The organism is Shewanella metallivivens, assembly GCF_028750675.1.
Taxonomy (GTDB): domain Bacteria; phylum Pseudomonadota; class Gammaproteobacteria; order Enterobacterales; family Shewanellaceae; genus Shewanella; species Shewanella metallivivens.
Genome location: NZ_JAQQPZ010000013.1, coordinates 757,784 through 777,442 on the forward strand (window position 1 = coordinate 757,784; position 19,659 = coordinate 777,442).

Here is a 19,659-nt window from a genome sequence, read left to right on the forward strand (position 1 = left end):
ACCCAAAGCCATGAAGATTATTATTTTAGGGGCGGGCCAAGTTGGCGGCACATTAGCTGAGAACTTAGTCGGTGAGAATAATGACATCACCTTAGTCGATAGCGACAGAGCAAGGCTAAGACTACTGCAAGATAAGTTTGATTTACGTGTTGTTGTAGGCCATGGCGCGCATCCAAGTGTATTAAAAGAAGCGGGTGCCGAAGATGCCGACATGCTCATTGCCGTGACAAACAGTGATGAATGTAATATGTCGGCTTGCCAAATAGCTTATAGCTTGTTTGGTACACCGACAAAAATTGCTCGTATCCGCTCCGAAGCCTACCTAGATTTACAAGATAAGCTGTTTATCAACAGTGAGATTAAAGCCAGTGACGCGAAACCGCGAGGTGGTTTTATTATCGATGAGCTTATTGCCCCAGAACAGTTAGTAACCACTTACATACAAAGGCTAGTTGAATACCCGGGTGCATTGCAGGTGCTTGAATTCGCAAAAGGTAAGTTAAGCCTAGTCGCAGTAAAAGCCTATTATGGTGGGCCTTTAGTTGGTAACGCTTTAGCCACATTACGTGAGCACATGCCCAATATTGATACCCGTGTCGCGGCGATTTTTAGACAAGGTCGGCCGATTATGCCGCGCGGTACCACCATTATTGAAGCCGATGATGAAGTGTTTTTTGTTGCCGACAGTCGCCATATTCGCGCGGTAATGAGTGAAATGCAAAAGCTCGATAACTCGTACCGCAATATTATGATTGCAGGGGGCGGTAATATCGGTTTTGGTTTAGCACAAAAGCTGCAACGTAATCACTCGGTGAAATTAATTGAACACCGACAAGAACGTGCCGAGCAACTATCTGAAAAGCTAGAGAAAACAACAGTTTTTTGTGGTGACGCATCAGACCAAGAATTGCTGATTGAAGAACACATAGATCAAACTGATGTGTTTATTGCCGTCACCAACGATGACGAAGCAAACATTATGTCGGCATTACTCGCAAAACGTATGGGGGCCAAAAAAGTGATGGTGCTCATTCAGCGTGAAGCTTACGTCGACATTGTACAAGAAGCCAATATCGATATCGCTATTTCACCACAGCAAGCCACAATCTCAGCGCTACTGACTCACATTCGCCAAGGCGATATTTGTAATGTTTATTCATTGCGTCGCGGTGCAGCTGAAGCCATAGAAGCTATCGCTCATGGTGACTCGAGCACCTCAAAAGTGGTCGGTAAGCAAATTGGTGAAATAAAGCTACCACCAGGAACCACCATTGGTGCAATAGTTCGTAACGACGAGGTCTTGATGGGCCATGATAAAACCGTTATCGAGCAAGGCGACCATGTGATTCTATTCTTAGTGAATAAAAAGTTTATTGGTGATGTAGAAAAACTATTCCAACCGAGTGCATTTTTCTTTTAGGTTTTTATGTTTAACATAAAACAGCTTATCTTTATTCTGGGTATTTTTCTCTCGATACTCACAGGATTTATGTTGGTGCCAATGGCATTCGCGCTATTTTATGGCGAAGAGACCATTGGCGATTTTATGATATCAGGCTTATTTACTGGTTTTATCGCCATTATTTGTCTGCAAAATGGTCGTCATCGCCAATTTAACCTCAACATTAGAGACATGTTCATGCTCACCAGCGTGACGTGGTTTATTGTCAGTCTTTTTGCAGCATTGCCTTTCACCTTGTATCACGGCATCAACTATACAGATGCATTTTTTGAAACCATGTCAGGTATCACCACTACAGGCTCTACCGTACTCAGCGGCTTAGACGCCATGGATCACAGTATTTTAGTATGGAGATCCCTGTTGCAGTGGTTAGGCGGCATAGGCTTTATTGTGATGGCAGTAGCAGTATTACCATTTCTTAACGTCGGTGGTATGCGGCTATTTAGAACAGAATCATCCGACTGGAGCGACAAAACCATGCCGCGTACCCAGCACATGGCCAAACACTTATTTCAGGTCTACTTAGTGCTTACGTTGCTATGTTCCCTAGCCTATCACCTCGCTGGAATGCACTGGTTTGAAGCCATTAGCCACGCCATGACCACGTTATCAACCGGTGGCTACTCAACGTCAGATAACTCAATGGCCGCCTTTTCACATGAAGCTCATTGGGTAAGTATTGTGTTTATGTTAGCCGGCGGATTACCGTTAATCATGTTTGTTCAGTCAATTCAACAACGCAGTGTACGATTATGGAATGACCAACAAGTAAAAGGCTTTTTACTGTTTGTGGTGTTAGTGTCTTGTTCATTAGCGTTTTGGTTGTGGCGACATCAGCATATGGATTTCATTGATGCACTAAGATTATCAAGTTTTAACGTGATATCCGTTATCACCACAACAGGTTACGGGTTAACTGATTATCAAGCTTGGGGGACGGTCGCCAGCGTGGCATTTTTGTTTTTAATGTTTGTCGGTAGTTGTTCTGGTTCAACTTCTGGTGGAATAAAAATCTTTCGTTTCCAAATTGCCTTTTCAATTATGCGTCAGCAAATAAAACAACAATTTCACCCTAATGGCGTGTTTAAAGAAAAATACAATGGCCATCGTGTAACTGATGACATTGTCCGTTCAATTGTGGCTTTTTTTATGCTGATGTTTGTGGTGATTTTAGGCTTATCGATTATTTTAGTGTTAACTGGCTTAGACCCAATGACCAGCATTACCGGTGCAATCACTGCAGTAACAAACGTAGGCCCAGGGCTTGGGCCTATTATTGGCCCTGCGGGTAACTTTGCCCCCTTACCCGATATTGCCAAATGGGCCCTAGCAATTGGAATGTTATTAGGTCGTTTAGAAATCCTGACTATAGCAGTATTATTACATCCTAAATTTTGGCATTTTTAGCTCAATTCAACGTTAGCTAAACTGGCAATATGATTACCATAAGCTTTTACATCTTGCCAATCGGTGTAGTCAATAATGGCGGTAGGATCCGTAGGTCCATCAGTCATCTTCATGATCAATCTAATCATTAAGCTGTCGTACCAAGGCCAAGATGGATAATCCACTTTACCTGCAATAATCTTAACATCTTGAGGTTTCCAAGCCGACAAGGTTAAAAACTTCTGTAAATATTTATTGTTTTCTGGGATACGTTTTTCTGGATTACGCGCCACCACATTGACACAAAAAAAGCTATTTGGAATATTCGATAACGCTTGCTGATGTTGGCTGACAAACTCAAAAACCGACTTATGGTATGAACCATACAAAACACAGGCACCCAAAGCAACGGCTTGATATTTATCCCATTCAATCGGTTTTTGTTTAGTATCATGGATATTTATTACGTCACATTGATCACCATTAGCGATAATTTGCTCAGCAATAGCACGACTAATTTGAGCCGTGTGTCCTCCACGAGAATAATAAAGTACTAATATGTGCGCCATGTTATGTCTCATTACTGCGTTATTTGCCTCAGTTTGGCATAAAAAGTCCTTTTTAAACCTGAGCAATGATCACAAATTAGAAATAGCTCATATATTTAATAGTTAAAATTGAGATCTTCGAAGTGCAGAAGTATGATAATACCAAATAGCAAGTTAGTGTTAAGCTAACTCAAGTTCACTAGGTAGGAACACTCATGAAGCAAGATATCGATGTCGTCACCATGCTTAATAATGCTGAAACAGCCGCACAATGGCTAAAGGCAATAGCGAATCCGTATCGACTGATGATTTTATGCTTACTGCTAGAAAAAGAACACAGTGTAACAGAGCTAAATGAAACCGTTCCGTTAAGTCAGTCGGCATTGTCACAACATTTAGCAGTACTGCGCACGCAAGACTTAGTGAATACGCGTAAAAGCTCACAAGTGGTGTATTACACGCTTAAAAATGAACAAGTGACTGAAGTCATCTCCATTTTACATCGCCGTTATTGCGCCTAATCTCAAAAAGGCATTTTGTTAACGCTTTTGCGCCGCAATTTTCTTGGCAAAGCCTACAACGTTATCCCAATCGGTAAACTCAAAAGTACCACTGGTATCTGTTGGTCCTTTGGTCATCCACATAATAAAACGAATCATGAACTTGTCGAAAAAACGGTAACGTGGATAATCAATTTTACCAGCAAAAACTTCAAGCAATTGAGGTTTCCAAACCGATAAGGTCAAAAATTTCTGCATGTAAGGATTTGTTTCAGGCGTGTTTTTTAGCGGTTTTCTCGCAACAACGTTCACCGTAAAAAAGCTGTTCAACTTAGTGTCGAGCAATGCTTGATGCTGCACTGCAAACTTAAATAATTCTGGCCGATGTTTGCCATAACGGATACTGGCACCAATCACTACTTTATCGACTGCAGCTAGCTGCTCAGCCTTCACATCAGCTAAGTTAATGACAGTCACTTGCTCACCACTTTCGCGAAGCACTTGTTCAATTCGCTGACAAATTGCCAACGTTTGCCCATCAACAGTTGAATATAAGATTGCCGTTTTTAACATTAATTCTTCCAAAATGTAGGCGTAAACAATACTAATAGTGTAAACACTTCTAGACGACCAAATAGCATCGCAACAATCAATACCCACTTAGCGCCGTCTGTCACGTTAGCATAGCTTGATGCAACATCTCCTAAACCTGGGCCTAAGTTGTTAATACTCGCCGCAGTCGCACTAAATGCCGTAATTGCATCCATTTCCATTGCCATTAAAATCACCATACACACTACAAACACCAGCGCATAGGCAGAAAAGAATCCCCAAACCGCATCAATAATCCGATCAGGTAATGCATTACCGCCAATTCGGATAGAATACATCGCCTTAGGATGAACTAAACGTTTCAACTCACGTGAGCCTTGCAATACTAATAAAATTAAGCGGATCACTTTCATGCCGCCGCCAGTAGACCCCGCACAGCCGCCAATAAAACTTGAGAATATTAACAAAATAGGTAAAAACAACGGCCAAGAGTGAAAGCTCTCAGTACCAAAGCCGGCGGTGGTCGAAATAGACACCACTTGGAAGAACGCATAATCGAGGGTTTGTTCCGCTGAGTCGTAAATACCAGACTGATACAAAGTAATAAAACAAATCGCAGTCAACACAAGTTGTACAGCGATAAGCACTTTAAATTCGGCATCTTTAAAATAGATTTTAAAGTTAATGCCACGCCAACTAAATGCGGCAAAATGCAGACTAAAATTCACTGCCGCAATCAGTAAAAAAACGGCACAAATCACATTGATTAATGGGCTATCAAAATAGCCTAAACTGGCATCATGGGTCGAAAACCCACCAATAGCAATCGTTGAAAATGAATGACAAATAGCATCAAAAAGGTCCATACCAGCAAAGTAAAACGCTAACGCACACAAGGTAGTCAGCATAAAATAGATGTACCACAGGGCTTTAGCGGTTTCGGCAATACGGGGGGTGACTTTGGTGTCTTTTACTGGCCCAGGCACTTCAGCTTTATAGAGTTGCATACCACCAATACCTAACAGCGGTAAAATAGCCACAGCAAGCACAATGATCCCCATACCGCCCATCCACTGTAGTAAATGACGATAAAACAATACCGATTTAGGGAGATCATCTAGGCCAACAATAACGGTTGCCCCGGTGGTGGTTAACGCTGAAAAGGACTCAAAAAAACTATCTGTCCAACTGAGATTAGGCTCGTTGGAGAAAATAAATGGCAGTGCACCAATCGACCCAAGTACCGTCCAAAATAACACCACAATTAAGAATCCCTCGCGAGTACGGAGGTCACCTTTTTGATGGCGATTGGGATACCACAATAGAAAGCCTAGAAAGATACTGACAAAAAAGGCCTGGATAAACGCGGTGCCACCACCATCTTTATACAAGATAGCCACTAATGCCGACGGTAACATGGTGATTGAAAATAATCCCATCAGCAAACCGGTGATTCTAATAATTGTTTTATATTGCATTAAGGATTCTGTTTAGGTTGTACTGCGACCATGTTAACAATTGAATGACATTCTGGCATAAGTTCGCCATTGCTCAAACAGTAAACTTTACTTGTAACTGGCCCTGAGTCAGGGTCGCTAAAGCTTGATTAAAATCTTGATGGTATGATTTGGCCAATTCAAAATGAATTTCAACCTTATCAGTAAACACTTTATTAATAACCACACCATCATGTTGATTAACCATATACTCTACATCGGTTAATTGTGCATAATGACACACCAAACTCGCTGGGTAACGAATATGCTTTATTTGTGTTTGCACTTGAGGCAATCCTTGCTTAATCCCTGAGGTATAAGCGCGAACTAAGCCACCAACGCCCAACTTAGTACCACCAAAATAACGCACAACAATTGCACCAAGCTCACCAATATTAGCCCCCTGCAAACACGCTAACATTGGTTTACCGGCACTGCCCGACGGCTCGCCATCATCGCTGGCCCCCATATTAATGGTATTTTCAGGGCTACCAGCCACAAAAGCATAACAATAATGGCTTGCACCTGGATATTGCAGCTTTATGTCAGTAAGTGCTAACTTCATTTGTTGTTGATTTGGGCAATGAAACAACAAAGAGATAAAGCGGCTATGCTTTATCTCTTCCTCTATCAACACGTTAGCTTGAGGTATTAAATATGACTCAATCAACTAAACCAAACTCTCTTGTCATGTTTTCGACTCGGTTTTGATGCACGATTACGTTATCTTCTATCCTGATCCCACCAAACGGACGCAGCTCATCAACCGTTTTCCAATTAATCATTTGCTTTGCTGAGGGTGATAGTTGTTCGAGTAAGGTATCAATAATATAAATACCTGGTTCAACAGTCAGCACCTGATTAGTGGCTAATACACGAGTACAGCGTAAAAAAGGGTGCGCATCTGGTGCGGCAATGTGTGTGCCTCGTTCATCATGAGCATAACCACCCATATCATGCACTTGCAAGCCTAACATATGTCCTAGCCCATGAGGGAAAAATGCACTGGTAATACCTTGTGCAACTAATTGCTCAACAGTGCCGCTTGCAAGTTCAAAATCAACAAGTATTTGCCCAATTTTCTCATGAGTAGCTATATGTAAATCAACATATTTAACGCCGGGTTTCATTTGTTCAACAATGCTGAGTTGTACTTTGTTAAGCGCGACAATTAGCTGATAAAAAAGATTTTTCTCAAAAGCATAAGTACGGGTAATATCAGCGGCGTAGCCATGAAAATGAGCACCAGCATCAATCAAAAAAGATAACCTTTGTTCAGGCTTAGTATGCTCAAGTGCAGTGTAATGTAAAATCGCCGAATTTTGATTTAAAGCCACGATATTGCCATAGGGGACGTCATTTTCACCCTGGCCAATTTCCAATAAATAACACTGCTGAATGTCGAACTCACTTGCCCCGTTATAAAACGCATTTTTAGCGGCTAAATGACCTTTAATCGCGATTTGGTTGGCACGGCGCAAACATTCAAGTTCATACTCCGTTTTATCTGCGCGATGATAGTGTAAATAATTCATCACGGCATCAGGGTTACGGGCAGTAAAACCTAACACATCAGCCACATCTAAGTGCTCACCGATATATGCCCATGTGGTCACATTTTTAGGTAAGTAATCAGCAATGCGCTCAGGCTTGGTTAATAACTGAATATTAAAATGCTCAGTCCAAAACGCTTGCGGTACATCATTCACTTTATGCCAAAAATCAACTGGACGATAAAACACTAAAGTGGGTTTATCTTGGCCATTCGCTATCACCCAGCAATTGGGAGTATCTAAAATAGGTAACCAAGCTTTAAATTGTGGATTTACTTTAAAGGGATAATTTAAGTCATCTAAAAATTGTCTATGAGGTTGCCCTGAGTGAATCACAATACCGGTAAGGTTTTCACGCTGGCAAATTTCAGCAACACGACGATTAAGCTCGGTAATATGCGCATGATATAGATGGGCTAACTGATCCATAGAATATCCCTTTGATGAGTTTTAACTCAATAAGTCTATCACAAACTCAAAAACTCATCGCTAGATGATAAAAAATTAAACGGCCGTTTAAATTGGGTGTTGTAATTTTTCTCATTTAGTCGCACACTGACAATCAATTGGTCAATAGATGGCCTAAACTGCTGTGAATTGAGCTTGATAACTGCACAGTAAATAAGATGTGGAAGTCGCTTTTAAGCAATAAGGAAGCAAGCAATGATCTACCAAAGCCCTACCATTCAGGTTGAGATACTTGAAGATAATATTGCCAAACTGTGCTTTAACGCACCTGGTTCGGTAAACAAGTTCGACAGAGAAACTCTAGCCTCATTAGATGCTGCATTAGACAGCATAAAGCAAAACACCAATATTAAAGCGTTATTGCTGACATCAGCAAAAAGCACTTTTATTGTTGGCGCTGATATTACTGAATTTTTGAGTCTATTCCAGCAAGATGATGCTACGTTACTTGCATGGGTTGAGCAGGCTAACGCTGTATTCAATAAGCTTGAAGACTTGCCATTCCCAACCGCTTCTGCGGTCAATGGTTTTGCATTAGGCGGTGGTTGCGAAACCATTTTAGCCACCGATTTACGTGTTGCAGACACCAATGCACGTATTGGTTTGCCAGAAACCAAGTTAGGTATTATCCCTGGCTTTGGTGGCACAGTGCGTTTACCACGTGTTATTGGCGCAGATAATGCCCTGGAGTGGATTACCACCGCAAAAGATCAACGTCCAGAAGATGCGTTAAAAGTCGGCGCAATTGACGCCGTGGTTGCACCAGAATATTTAGAAACTGCCGCACTGCAAATGTTGCACGATGCACTCAATGGCAACATAGATTGGCAAGCTCGTCGCACTAAAAAACAATCAGCGTTACAGTTACCAAAACTAGAGGCCATGATGTCTTTTGCTACAGCTAAAGGCATGGTGTTCTCTGTGGCAGGCAAACATTATCCAGCGCCAATGGCGGCTGTGAATGTTGTTGAACAAGCTGCGGGATTAGACCGTGATGGCGCACTTAAAGTAGAAGCACAAGCGTTTATCAAACTTGCGAAAACAGATGTCGCTCAAGCATTAATTGGTATTTTCTTAAACGACCAATTTGTCAAAGGGAAAGCCAAAAAAGCCAGCAAGCTTGCCAAAGATGTAAATCAAGCGGCGGTATTGGGTGCTGGCATTATGGGTGGAGGTATCGCTTACCAAAGCGCCAGTAAAGGCACGCCAATTGTCATGAAAGACATCGCCCAGCCTGCATTAGATTTAGGCTTGAACGAAGCAGCAAAAATTTTATCTACACAAGTTGCTCGCGGTCGTTCTACGCCAGAAAAAATGGCGAAAGTATTAAACAACATCACTCCTTCGTTGGATTATGCAGCGATTAAAGGTAGCGACATTGTTGTTGAAGCAGTTGTTGAACATCCAAAAGTGAAAGCGACGGTATTGGCAGAAGTTGAAGGTCAAGTTGCAGATGATGCGATTATTGCCTCAAACACCTCAACGATCTCAATTAACTTATTAGCTAAAAGCCTCAAAAAACCAGAACGTTTCTGCGGTATGCATTTCTTTAACCCAGTGCATAAAATGCCATTAGTTGAAGTTATCCGTGGAGAGCACAGCTCAGACGAAACCATTGCTTCGGTTGTAGCTTACGCAAGCAAAATGGGTAAAACTCCAATCGTGGTAAACGACTGCCCAGGCTTTTTTGTTAACCGCGTGTTGTTCCCATACTTTGCCGGTTTCAGCGGTTTACTAGCTGAAGGCGCAGACTTTGCTGCCGTTGATAAAGTCATGGAAAAACAATTCGGTTGGCCAATGGGCCCTGCTTACTTACTTGACGTTGTGGGCTTAGACACCGGCCATCACGCTCAGGCTGTCATGGCTGAAGGTTTCCCAGATCGCATGGGTAAAAACGGCAAAGATGCTATCGATATTATGTTTGAAAACAAGCGTCTAGGGCAAAAGAACACGAAAGGCTTCTATGCTTACTCAGTTGACCGTCGTGGTAAACCGAAAAAAGACATTGATCCAACAAGCTATGAATTGTTACGTGCTGAGTTCGGTGAATTAAAAACATTTGAGTCAGATGAAATCATCGCTCGTTGTATGATCCCGATGATCATCGAAACGGTTCGTTGTTTAGAAGAAGGCATTATTGCATCACCTGCTGAAGGCGATATGGGTCTAGTTTACGGTATTGGTTTCCCTCCATTCCGTGGCGGTGTATTCCGTTATCTAGACACCATGGGCGTAGCAAACTTTGTTGCCCTAGCAGACAAATACGCACACCTTGGCGGCTTATATCAAGTCACCGATGCAATGCGTGAACTTGCAGCCAACAACGGTAGTTACTACCAAGCCTAATCAGTGGGAAAGGAATTAAATCATGAAACAAGCTGTTATCGTAGACTGCATTCGTACCCCAATGGGCCGTTCTAAGGCTGGGGTATTTAGAAATGTACGTGCAGAAACATTGTCTGCAGAACTAATGAAAGCACTGCTAGTGCGTAATCCGCAACTAGACCCAAACGACATTGAAGATGTTATTTGGGGGTGTGTACAACAAACACTAGAGCAAGGTTTTAACATTGCCCGTAACGCATCATTATTAGCAGGCATCCCTAAAACGGCTGGCGCTGTAACGGTAAACCGTTTATGTGGTTCGTCTATGGACGCATTACATCAAGCGGCTCGCGCCATTATGACTGGTCAAGGCGACACCTTCATTATTGGTGGTGTTGAGCACATGGGTCATGTACCAATGAACCACGGCGTAGACTTTCATCCAGGCCTTGCAAATCGCGTAGCTAAAGCATCTGGCATGATGGGGTTAACCGCTGAAATGTTAGGTAAAATGCACGGTATTACTCGTGAGCAACAAGATGCATTTGCTGTTCGTTCTCATCAACGAGCCCATGCAGCAACCATCGAAGGTCGCTTTGCTAAAGAGATTTGGGGTATCGAAGGCCACGATGCAAATGGCGCATTAATTAAGGTGATGACAGATGAAGTTATTCGTCCTGAAACATCATTAGAATCTTTAGCTGGCTTACGTCCTGCATTTGACCCAGCAAACGGTACTGTTACCGCAGGTACATCATCTGCGTTATCAGACGGTGCTTCTGCAATGTTAGTGATGGAAGAATCTAAAGCTCGAGCTTTAGGCTTAACCATTCGTGCACGTATTCGTTCAATGGCGGTTGCCGGTTGTGATGCGGCAATTATGGGTTATGGTCCTGTACCAGCAACCAAGAAAGCATTAGCACGCGCGGGATTGTCGGTTGCTGATTTAGACCTTATCGAATTAAACGAAGCATTTGCCGCACAGTCATTACCTTGTGTTAAAGATCTTGGCTTGCAAGATGTTGTCGATGAAAAGATTAACCTTAACGGTGGCGCAATTGCACTAGGTCATCCACTTGGTTGTTCTGGCGCACGTATCTCAACGACGCTAATCAACTTAATGGAAGAAAAAGATGCAACGCTTGGTCTTGCTACTATGTGTATTGGTTTAGGCCAAGGTATCGCGACAGTATTTGAACGTGTATAAAAACCACTTTATTGTCAACTGAGCCAAACTCAGTTGACAAATAAACACGAAAACGAGCCAATTGGGCTCGTTTTTTTTATTTTTAAATTTTTCTGCTTTGGCTAATGTTCCACGTGAAACATGTTTTATAAAAATTAAAAAATGAATAAAAATAACAAAATCGCATTACTGGCGCACCAAACTTGGAAAGTTTACATGACAAGAGTAACATTAGCGCTAATGAGATCCGCTTATAAAGATTGTATTCAATGACCGATATTTACACTCAAGCACAGCACCAACTCGATGCACTTGGTTTACGCTGCCCAGAACCTGTAATGATGATCCGTAAAACCGTTCGCAAAATGGCTGAAGGTGAAACCTTATTAATCATTGCAGATGATCCGGCCACCACTCGAGATATTCCAAGTTTTTGTGAATTCATGGATCATACTCTAGTTGCCAGTGATACCAGCAAAACGCCCTATCAATACCTACTCAAAAAAGGACTTTAGATCATGGCCATCACATTGGAAGCCATCGCCTACAAAACAGCAAAACGCGGCGTAATGAAACCGACATTTTGTGCCAATGTGACAGTAGAGCGCGGAGTGGAAAACGATATTTTTGGTCGTCCAGGAAAACGCCAAGTGACCGTCATGTCAAAACAACAATGGCAAAAAACCTGTCAACACGTTAATGCTGATTTAGATTGGTTAACTCGAAGAGCAAATCTATTAATTGATGGTTATGAATTTAGTGCTGATGATGTGGGTAAAACGATTTCAATTGGTACAGAGTTAAAACTTGAAATCACAGGAGAGACCGATCCATGTAAAAAAATGGAAATGGCTCACACAAGACTAGAACAAGCATTAACACCAGACTGGCGTGGTGGTGTGACATGTAAAGTGATTCAAGCTGGATTAATTCAACCCAATGACATAATCACCATCGACTAGTAATACGCGTTCATCAAAGTTATTGACACTTTTCGCACAAATTTACCTGCCATAACTTAATGCCTATTAATCACAAATAGGCATCTTTGTTAATATCTGTCATCAATTGAAACAGATTTGTTGTACACCTCATCGACGAATTATGCGATAAAGGATCATTCTAAAAACAACACTCGCAATAAAGCCATATACGAATGGTCTAATTCTATTGTCCATCATAGAAATAGACGGGTATTGAGCTTGATTAAATCCACAGAAGTAAAACAACAACGGATAATCTACGTTATGTTAACGCAAAAATTAACCCCACTTTATACAGCCATTGCCCTTTCGCTCGGGCTTTCTAATATTGCTTTTGCCGAAGACGAAAAAGCCAAATGGCAAGTCAATGCGCCAGAAAAAGCACCATTAACTAAAATTGACATCAATGTGACTGAAGGCACATGGATGAATGTTAACGTATCGCCAGACGGTAAACATATCGTATTTGACCTACTAGGTGATATTTATCAAATGCCAATCTCGGGCGGCGAAGCCAAACCATTAGCACAGGGTATAGCCTGGCAAATGCAGCCTGTTTACAGCCCTGATGGAAAATACATTGCCTTCACAAGTGATGAAGATGGTGGCGATAATATTTGGGTTATGAACGCAGATGGCTCAAATCCACACCCTGTCACTAAAGAAACCTTTAGATTACTGAATAGCCCAGCTTGGAGCCCAGATTCGCAGTACCTAGTGGCACGTAAACATTTTACTGGCACACGCAGCTTAGGTGCTGGCGAAGTTTGGATGTATCACGTGGCTGGTGGTGAAGGTGTTAAATTAACCGAGCGTCCAAACGAACAAAAGGATTTAGGTGAGCCGGCCTACTCACCAGACGGCCGCTACATTTACTTTAGCCAGGACGCAACGCCAGGTAAAACCTTTCACTACTCAAAAGACTCTGTAAAAGGCATTTATAAAATTAAGCGTTATGACACCCAAACTGGCGATATCGAAGTATTGATCGAAGGTACCGGTGGTGCAATCCGCCCAACGCCAAGTCCAGATGGTAAAACCCTAGCTTACATTAAACGCGACGGTTTTCAGTCAACACTGTATTCACTTGATTTAAAGTCTGGTGAAGAAACAAAACTCTATGACAAACTTGATCGGGATATGCAAGAAACATGGGCAATTCATGGTGTGTACCCAACCATGTCGTGGACCAAAGACAACAAGCACATTATATTTTGGGCCAAAGGCAAAATTAATCAACTTGATGTTAACAGTAAGCAAATTACAGACATTCCCTTTAGCATCAAAACGCAACGCGACATTCAACCTGCTGTTCGCTTTACACAAAACCTTGACCAGGATGACTTTGATGTAAAAATGTTGCGTATGGCACAAGTGTCACCTGACGGTGAAAAAGTAGTATTTGAAGCCTTAGGTAAAATTTGGATCCGCGATATCAAAAACGGTAAACATAAACGCCTTACTCGCTTAGATGATGATATTAATGAACTATTTCCGCAGTGGTCACGCGACGGTAAAGACATTGTATTTACAACCTGGAATGACCAACAACAAGGTACCGTGAGTGTGATCAGTGCGCGAGGCGGTAAAGCCAGAGTATTAACTAGTGAGCCTGGTAAATACGTTGAGCCAACCTTCACTCCTAATGGCGACTATATTGTTTATCGTAAAGCACGTGGCGGTTATATGACACCACGCACCTGGTCACAAGAGCCGGGTTTATACAAAGTCGATATCAAAGGTAAAAAAAGTACCAAGCTAACCGCCAGCGGTCACCAACCACAATTTGGTGCAGATTCGGACCGTGTGTACTTTATGGATTTTGGTAAAACGCCTGAGTTTGCTTCAATCGGCATGAATGGTTTTGAAAAGCGTACCCACTACACTAGCGACCACGCAACAGAGTTTCGTTTATCACCTAATGGGGAGCATCTCGCATTCGCAGAACGCTTTAGAGTATATGTCACTCCGTTTGCTAAGCACGGCGAAACCATCGCCATTGGACCTAAAGCGACAAACTTACCTATCACTCAGTTAAGTGCTCGTGCGGGAGAAAGTATTAGCTGGAACGGTAAAAATAATCAACTGTACTGGACATTAGGCCCTGAGCTATATCAAGCCGATGTAGACACTCAATATACGAAATCTGACACAAAAGTTGATCCTCAAATAACGCCAATAGGGTTTAAAGATAAAGCTGATGTTCCACGTGGAACAGTGGCGTTTACCGGCGGTAAAGTTATTACCATGGAAAACGACCAGGTGATTGATAATGGTATCGTTATCGTAAAAGACAACAAGATTGTCAGTGTTGGAGACTCAAATACCGCAATTCCTGAAAATGCCCAGGTAATCGATATTAGTGGCAAAACCATTATGCCAGGTTTATTTGATGCACATGCCCATGGCGGTCAAGCAGACGATGAAATTATCCCGCAGCAAAACTGGGCTTTATATTCAGGCTTATCACTTGGGGTTACTTCTATTCATGATCCATCAAATGATACTACCGAAATTTTTGCCGCGTCTGAGCAACAAAAAGCGGGCAAAATTGTTGGCCCACGTATTTTCTCCACCGGAACCATATTGTATGGCGCAAACCTACCCGGTTATACCTCACATGTTGATTCGTTAGACGATGCAAAGTTTCACCTAGAGCGTCTTAAAAAAGTCGGCGCATTCAGTGTTAAAAGTTACAACCAACCTCGTCGAGATCAACGTCAGCAAATTATTGCCGCTGCACGTGAACTTGAAATGATGGTAGTACCTGAGGGTGGCAGTTTATTACAGCACAACTTGTCAATGGCGGCTGATGGACACACCACCTTAGAACACTCATTACCTGTGGCATCTATTTACAGTGACATTAAGCAATTTTGGAGCCAAACCAAAGTTAACTACACGCCAACACTGGTTGTGTCTTATGGGGGCATATCGGGTGAACATTACTGGTACGACAAAACCGATGTCTGGGCTCATCCACGTTTAAGCATGTACGTACCACATGACATTTTAGACGCACGCTCAATGCGCAGAACCACCGCACCAGATGAACACTATAACCATTTTAATGTTGCCAGAGTTGCAAACGAGCTTAATGATTTAGGTGTGAAGGTAAATATTGGTGCTCATGGTCAGCGTGAAGGTTTAGCGGCCCATTGGGAAATGTGGATGTTTGCACAAGGCGGCATGAGTAATATGGACGTACTGAAAACGGCAACCATAAATCCAGCAACCACCTTTGGCATGGACCATCAATTAGGATCGATTAAAGTAGGTAAGCTTGCCGATTTAATCGTGATAGATGGTAATCCATTAGCCGATATCCGCAGTACCGACAAAGTGACATACACCATGATTAACGGTAAGTTATTTGATTCAGAAACAATGAATCAACTTAATGGTGATAAACATAAACGTAAGCCATTTTTCTTTGAAAAAACATAACGGTTAATCTCTGCACAAAAAAGGGTGTTCCACGTGGAACACCCTTTTTAATTGGCATAATAAACTAATACTGGCCGTGACAATGACAGTCTGTTGTATGATCGTTTACCATTCCGACCGCTTGCATAAAGGCATAACAAATTGTGGGACCAACAAAGTTAAAACCAAGTTTTTTTAACGCCTTAGACATCGCCTCAGATTCCGGGGTTTGTGCCGGCACCTGGCTTAATGATGTAAACTGATTCACCTTCGGAGCACCACCGACAAAGCTCCATAAAAAAGCCGAAAAATCATTCCCCTGTTCAACAAATGCCAGATACGCTTTTGCATTTTTGATGATCGAGTTTATTTTTAACCGGTTACGCACAATCCCAGGCTCTAGCATTAATGCTTCAACACTGTCTTGATCAAACTCAGCAATCAAACTAGGCTCAAAACCAGCAAACAGTTGCTCATAGTTTTGCTGCTTTTTTAAAATGGTAATCCACGACAAACCGGCTTGCTGACCATCTAAACATAGCTTGGCAAACAACTGCTTGGCATCGTATTCAGGCCTGCCCCAAACCTTATCGTGATAATCTTGATATAAAGGATCTTCACTTACCCAGCCACATCGGTTAACTTGCATGGTATGGTTCCATTAACGTTTTTATTCATACGTTAAAAAATAACCTACATCTGCCTTGCTCTACAAGGTATAATCATTACCATTTTCTATTAATAGCCTGATAGCAGTAGACATGACGACGAAACACGACGTAAAGACATTTCAGGGTTTCATCCTAACCCTTCAGGAATATTGGGCGCAGCAAGGTTGCGCAATTGTCCAACCTCTGGATATGGAAGTTGGCGCAGGGACTTTCCACCCACAGACGTTCTTACGCTCATTAGGCCCAGAGCCAATGAGTAGCGCATACGTGCAACCGTCTCGCCGTCCTACCGATGGCCGCTACGGTGAAAACCCAAACCGCTTACAACATTACTACCAATTCCAAGTAGTACTAAAACCATCACCAGATAACATTCAAGAGCTTTATCTGGGCTCACTTGAAGCACTAGGTATCGATACTAAAGTACACGATATTCGCTTTGTGGAAGATAACTGGGAATCTCCAACATTAGGTGCTTGGGGTTTAGGCTGGGAAGTATGGCTTAACGGTATGGAAGTAACCCAGTTTACCTACTTCCAACAAGTGGGTGGTATTGAGTGTAGCCCTGTCACCGGTGAAATTACTTATGGCCTTGAGCGTTTAGCTATGTACATTCAAGAAGTCGACAGTGTTTACGACCTTGTTTGGACCGATGGCCCACTTGGACGAGTGACCTATGGTGACATATTCCATCAAAATGAAGTCGAGCAATCGACATATAACTTCGAACATGCCGATGTAGACTTTATGTTTACCCTGTTCGACGAATGCGAAAAAATGTGCCAGCACTTATTATCGCTAGAAAAACCTCTACCATTACCCGCTTACGAGCAAGTCATGAAAGCGTCGCACGCTTTCAACTTACTTGATGCTCGCCATGCTATTTCAGTCACTGAACGTCAGCGTTATATTTTGCGCGTACGTACCATGGCCAAAGGTGTAGCAGAATCTTATTATCAAGCACGTGAAGCACTTGGCTTCCCATTGTGTAAGTAGAGGTCACCAATGAAATTTGAAAACTTACTCATTGAGGTGGGTACCGAAGAGTTACCGCCAAAGTCACTACGCAACTTGGCCGAATCTTTTTTAGCAAACTTTACCGATGAATTAACCAAAGCAGACTTACCTTTTGACTCTGCTCTTTGGTATGCGGCCCCTCGCCGATTAGCCATTAACATTATTGGCTTAGCTCAAGCGCAAGCAGACAAAGTCGTTGAAAAACGTGGTCCAGCAGTGAGCTCTGCATTTGATGCTGACGGCAATCCAACAAAAGCGGCACAAGGTTGGGCGCGTGGTAACGGTATTACAGTAGACCAAGCTGAACGCTTAGTCACCGACAAAGGTGAATGGCTAGTTCATCAGGCAAAAATTGTTGGTGTAGACACAAAAAGCCTGATTACAGACATGGCACAACGTGCACTTGATAAACTGCCTATCCCCAAGCCAATGCGCTGGGGCAGTAATAAAACCCAATTTATTCGGCCTGTACATACGGTAACCATGTTACTAGGCAGCGAGTTAGTTGAAGGTGAATTACTCGGCATTAAATCAGATAGGGTTATTCGTGGTCATCGCTTTATGGGCCAAGCCTCGTTTGAGCTAGACCATGCCGACAACTACTTAACAGCACTAAAAGAGCAAGGTAAAGTACTGGCTGACTACCATTTGCGTAAATCAATAATCAAAGCGGACTCTGAAACAGCAGCGGCTAAGATTGGTGGCGTAGCCGATATACAAGAAGACTTGCTTGAAGAAGTGGCCTCATTGGTTGAATGGCCAATTGTGTTAACCGCTCACTTTGAAGAAAAGTTTTTAGCCGTACCGTCTGAAGCACTGGTTTACACCATGAAAGGCGATCAGAAATACTTCCCAGTATTTGATAACACTGGCAAGTTATTACCTAACTTTATCTTTGTCACCAATATAGAATCTAAAGATCCACAACAGATTATTGCAGGTAACGAAAAGGTCGTTCGTCCTCGCCTAGCCGATGCTGAGTTCTTCTTTAATACAGATAAAAAACACACCCTAGAGTCGCGTTTAACTAGCCTAGAAACCGTGGTGTTTCAAAAACAACTTGGTACCTTAAAAGCACGAGTTGAACGTATTTCTGAATTAGCAGGGTTTATTGCTACCGAGCTTAATAGCCAAGGTGTTAACACCAACAGTGCAGATGCAAGCCGCGCCGGCCTATTGTCTAAAACAGACTTAATGACCAACATGGTGATGGAATTTACTGACACCCAAGGCACCATGGGAATGCATTATGCTCGCCTAGACGGTGAGACAGATGCAGTTGCTATTGCTTTAGAAGAGCAATACAAACCCAAGTTTTCTGGCGACACAGTACCAACGGCAAGCGTGTCATGCGCGGTTGCATTGGCTGAAAAGCTAGATACCTTAGTGGGAATCTTTGGTATTGGCCAAGCCCCTAAAGGTGCTGCAGATCCTTTCGCACTTCGCCGTGCTGCTATTGGTGTTTTACGTATTATTGTTGAAAACAACTTACCACTGGATTTAGTCGACTTAATTGCTAAAGCACAAGCGTTACACGGTGAGAATGTTAGCAATGCAAGTACTGCCGAAGACGTTCTTGAGTTTTTAATGGCGCGTTTCCGTAGCTGGTATCAAGACAAAGGCATTCAAGTTGATGTGATTTTAGCAGTATTGGCTCGTCGCCCAACTCGTCCTGCTGATTTTGACAGTCGCGTTAAAGCAGTTTCACATTTCCGCGGATTAGAGGCCTCTACAGCACTAGCAGCGGCCAATAAGCGTGTTTCTAATATCTTGGCCAAAGTTGAAAGCGAACTGCCTGCAAACATCAACCAAGCACTATTGACTGAAACCGCTGAAAAAGCGTTAGCTGATAAACTCGCGCAGTTACAACCCCAGTTGGCACCGTTATTTGCCAATGCGGATTACCAGCAAGCATTAACATTATTGGCCGATTTACGTGAAAGCGTGGATTTGTTCTTTGAAGATGTAATGGTAATGGCTGACGATGAAGCATTAAAAAATAACCGCCTTGCGTTATTAACGAATCTTCGTGAGCAGTTTTTACATGTCGCGGATATTTCACTACTCCAATAAGGTGAAATTTCTG

At 42.5% G+C, this 19,659-nt stretch carries 16 protein-coding genes; 10 read left to right on the top strand and 6 right to left on the bottom strand.

The features are described from left to right. Window positions 1-10 precede the first annotated feature (10 nt). Window positions 11-1,420 carry a Trk system potassium transporter TrkA gene (gene trkA / locus PQR79_RS16065; protein ID WP_238107420.1) on the top strand — a complete coding sequence of 470 codons (1,410 nt, stop codon included), beginning with the start codon at window positions 11-13 and terminating at the stop codon, window positions 1,418-1,420. A 6-nt stretch (window positions 1,421-1,426) separates the two neighbouring features. Continuing rightward, a complete protein-coding gene (locus tag PQR79_RS16070; RefSeq protein ID WP_238107419.1) occupies window positions 1,427-2,869 on the top strand; it encodes a TrkH family potassium uptake protein in 1,443 nt (480 codons plus the stop codon). Here the strand turns inward: PQR79_RS16070 and hemG (PQR79_RS16075) are convergent. Continuing rightward, complete coding sequence (gene hemG, locus PQR79_RS16075; protein ID WP_238107418.1) at window positions 2,866-3,417, bottom strand: menaquinone-dependent protoporphyrinogen IX dehydrogenase; 552 nt, start codon at window positions 3,415-3,417, stop codon at window positions 2,866-2,868. The genes PQR79_RS16070 and hemG (PQR79_RS16075) overlap by 4 nt on opposite strands. Before the next feature lie 194 nt (window positions 3,418-3,611). Here hemG (PQR79_RS16075) and PQR79_RS16080 point away from each other — a divergent pair, with 194 nt between their 5' ends. Then, entirely contained in the window at window positions 3,612-3,917 is a 306-nt protein-coding gene (locus PQR79_RS16080; protein WP_238107417.1) for an ArsR/SmtB family transcription factor, read from the top strand. Window positions 3,918-3,935: 18 nt separating this feature from the next. Here the strand turns inward: PQR79_RS16080 and hemG (PQR79_RS16085) are convergent, their stop codons facing one another. The 4 genes from hemG (PQR79_RS16085) to pepQ form a co-directional block, all read right to left on the bottom strand. Beyond that, a complete protein-coding gene (gene hemG / locus PQR79_RS16085; protein WP_238107416.1) occupies window positions 3,936-4,469 on the bottom strand; it encodes a menaquinone-dependent protoporphyrinogen IX dehydrogenase in 534 nt (177 codons plus the stop codon). Further along, the gene (locus PQR79_RS16090; protein WP_238107415.1) at window positions 4,469-5,926 is read right to left on the bottom strand and encodes a TrkH family potassium uptake protein; all 1,458 of its coding nucleotides are present in this window, start codon (window positions 5,924-5,926) and stop codon (window positions 4,469-4,471) included. Before PQR79_RS16090 ends, hemG (PQR79_RS16085) begins: the two co-directional genes overlap by 1 nt. A 73-nt stretch (window positions 5,927-5,999) precedes the next feature. Beyond that, window positions 6,000-6,614: a YigZ family protein gene (locus PQR79_RS16095; RefSeq protein WP_238107414.1), complete on the bottom strand. Its 615-nt coding sequence runs from the start codon at window positions 6,612-6,614 to the stop codon at window positions 6,000-6,002. After that, complete coding sequence (pepQ, locus tag PQR79_RS16100) at window positions 6,607-7,926, bottom strand: Xaa-Pro dipeptidase (protein ID WP_238107413.1); 1,320 nt, start codon at window positions 7,924-7,926, stop codon at window positions 6,607-6,609. Before pepQ ends, PQR79_RS16095 begins: the two co-directional genes overlap by 8 nt. A gap of 234 nt (window positions 7,927-8,160) precedes the next feature. Between pepQ and fadB the strand changes: the two genes are divergently transcribed. The 5 genes from fadB to PQR79_RS16125 all read left to right on the top strand — a co-directional run bounded on the left by fadB (window position 8,161) and on the right by PQR79_RS16125 (window position 15,906). Next, window positions 8,161-10,311, top strand: coding sequence for a fatty acid oxidation complex subunit alpha FadB (fadB, locus tag PQR79_RS16105; RefSeq protein WP_238107412.1), 2,151 nt, complete (start codon window positions 8,161-8,163; stop codon window positions 10,309-10,311). A 22-nt stretch (window positions 10,312-10,333) separates the two neighbouring features. Then, window positions 10,334-11,497 (top strand): acetyl-CoA C-acyltransferase FadA, encoded by a 1,164-nt coding sequence (gene fadA, locus PQR79_RS16110; protein WP_238107411.1) that lies wholly within the window; start codon window positions 10,334-10,336, stop codon window positions 11,495-11,497. A gap of 248 nt (window positions 11,498-11,745) precedes the next feature. Beyond that, window positions 11,746-11,991 (top strand): sulfurtransferase TusA, encoded by a 246-nt coding sequence (gene tusA, locus PQR79_RS16115; protein WP_238107410.1) that lies wholly within the window; start codon window positions 11,746-11,748, stop codon window positions 11,989-11,991. A 3-nt stretch (window positions 11,992-11,994) separates the two neighbouring features. Continuing rightward, the gene (locus tag PQR79_RS16120; RefSeq protein ID WP_238107409.1) at window positions 11,995-12,438 is read left to right on the top strand and encodes an MOSC domain-containing protein; all 444 of its coding nucleotides are present in this window, start codon (window positions 11,995-11,997) and stop codon (window positions 12,436-12,438) included. Between the two features lie 285 nt (window positions 12,439-12,723). After that, window positions 12,724-15,906 (top strand): amidohydrolase family protein, encoded by a 3,183-nt coding sequence (locus PQR79_RS16125; protein WP_238107408.1) that lies wholly within the window; start codon window positions 12,724-12,726, stop codon window positions 15,904-15,906. 64 nt (window positions 15,907-15,970) lie between these two features. Here the strand turns inward: PQR79_RS16125 and PQR79_RS16130 are convergent, their stop codons facing one another. Beyond that, the gene (locus PQR79_RS16130) at window positions 15,971-16,534 is read right to left on the bottom strand and encodes a DNA-3-methyladenine glycosylase I (protein ID WP_238107407.1); all 564 of its coding nucleotides are present in this window, start codon (window positions 16,532-16,534) and stop codon (window positions 15,971-15,973) included. Window positions 16,535-16,646: 112 nt separating this feature from the next. Between PQR79_RS16130 and glyQ the strand changes: the two genes are divergently transcribed. Together glyQ and glyS are read left to right on the top strand one after the other, a co-directional pair. After that, complete coding sequence (gene glyQ, locus PQR79_RS16135) at window positions 16,647-17,552, top strand: glycine--tRNA ligase subunit alpha (RefSeq protein WP_238107406.1); 906 nt, start codon at window positions 16,647-16,649, stop codon at window positions 17,550-17,552. Between the two features lie 9 nt (window positions 17,553-17,561). Beyond that, a complete protein-coding gene (glyS, locus tag PQR79_RS16140) occupies window positions 17,562-19,646 on the top strand; it encodes a glycine--tRNA ligase subunit beta (RefSeq protein ID WP_238107405.1) in 2,085 nt (694 codons plus the stop codon). Window positions 19,647-19,659: the final 13 nt, after the last annotated feature.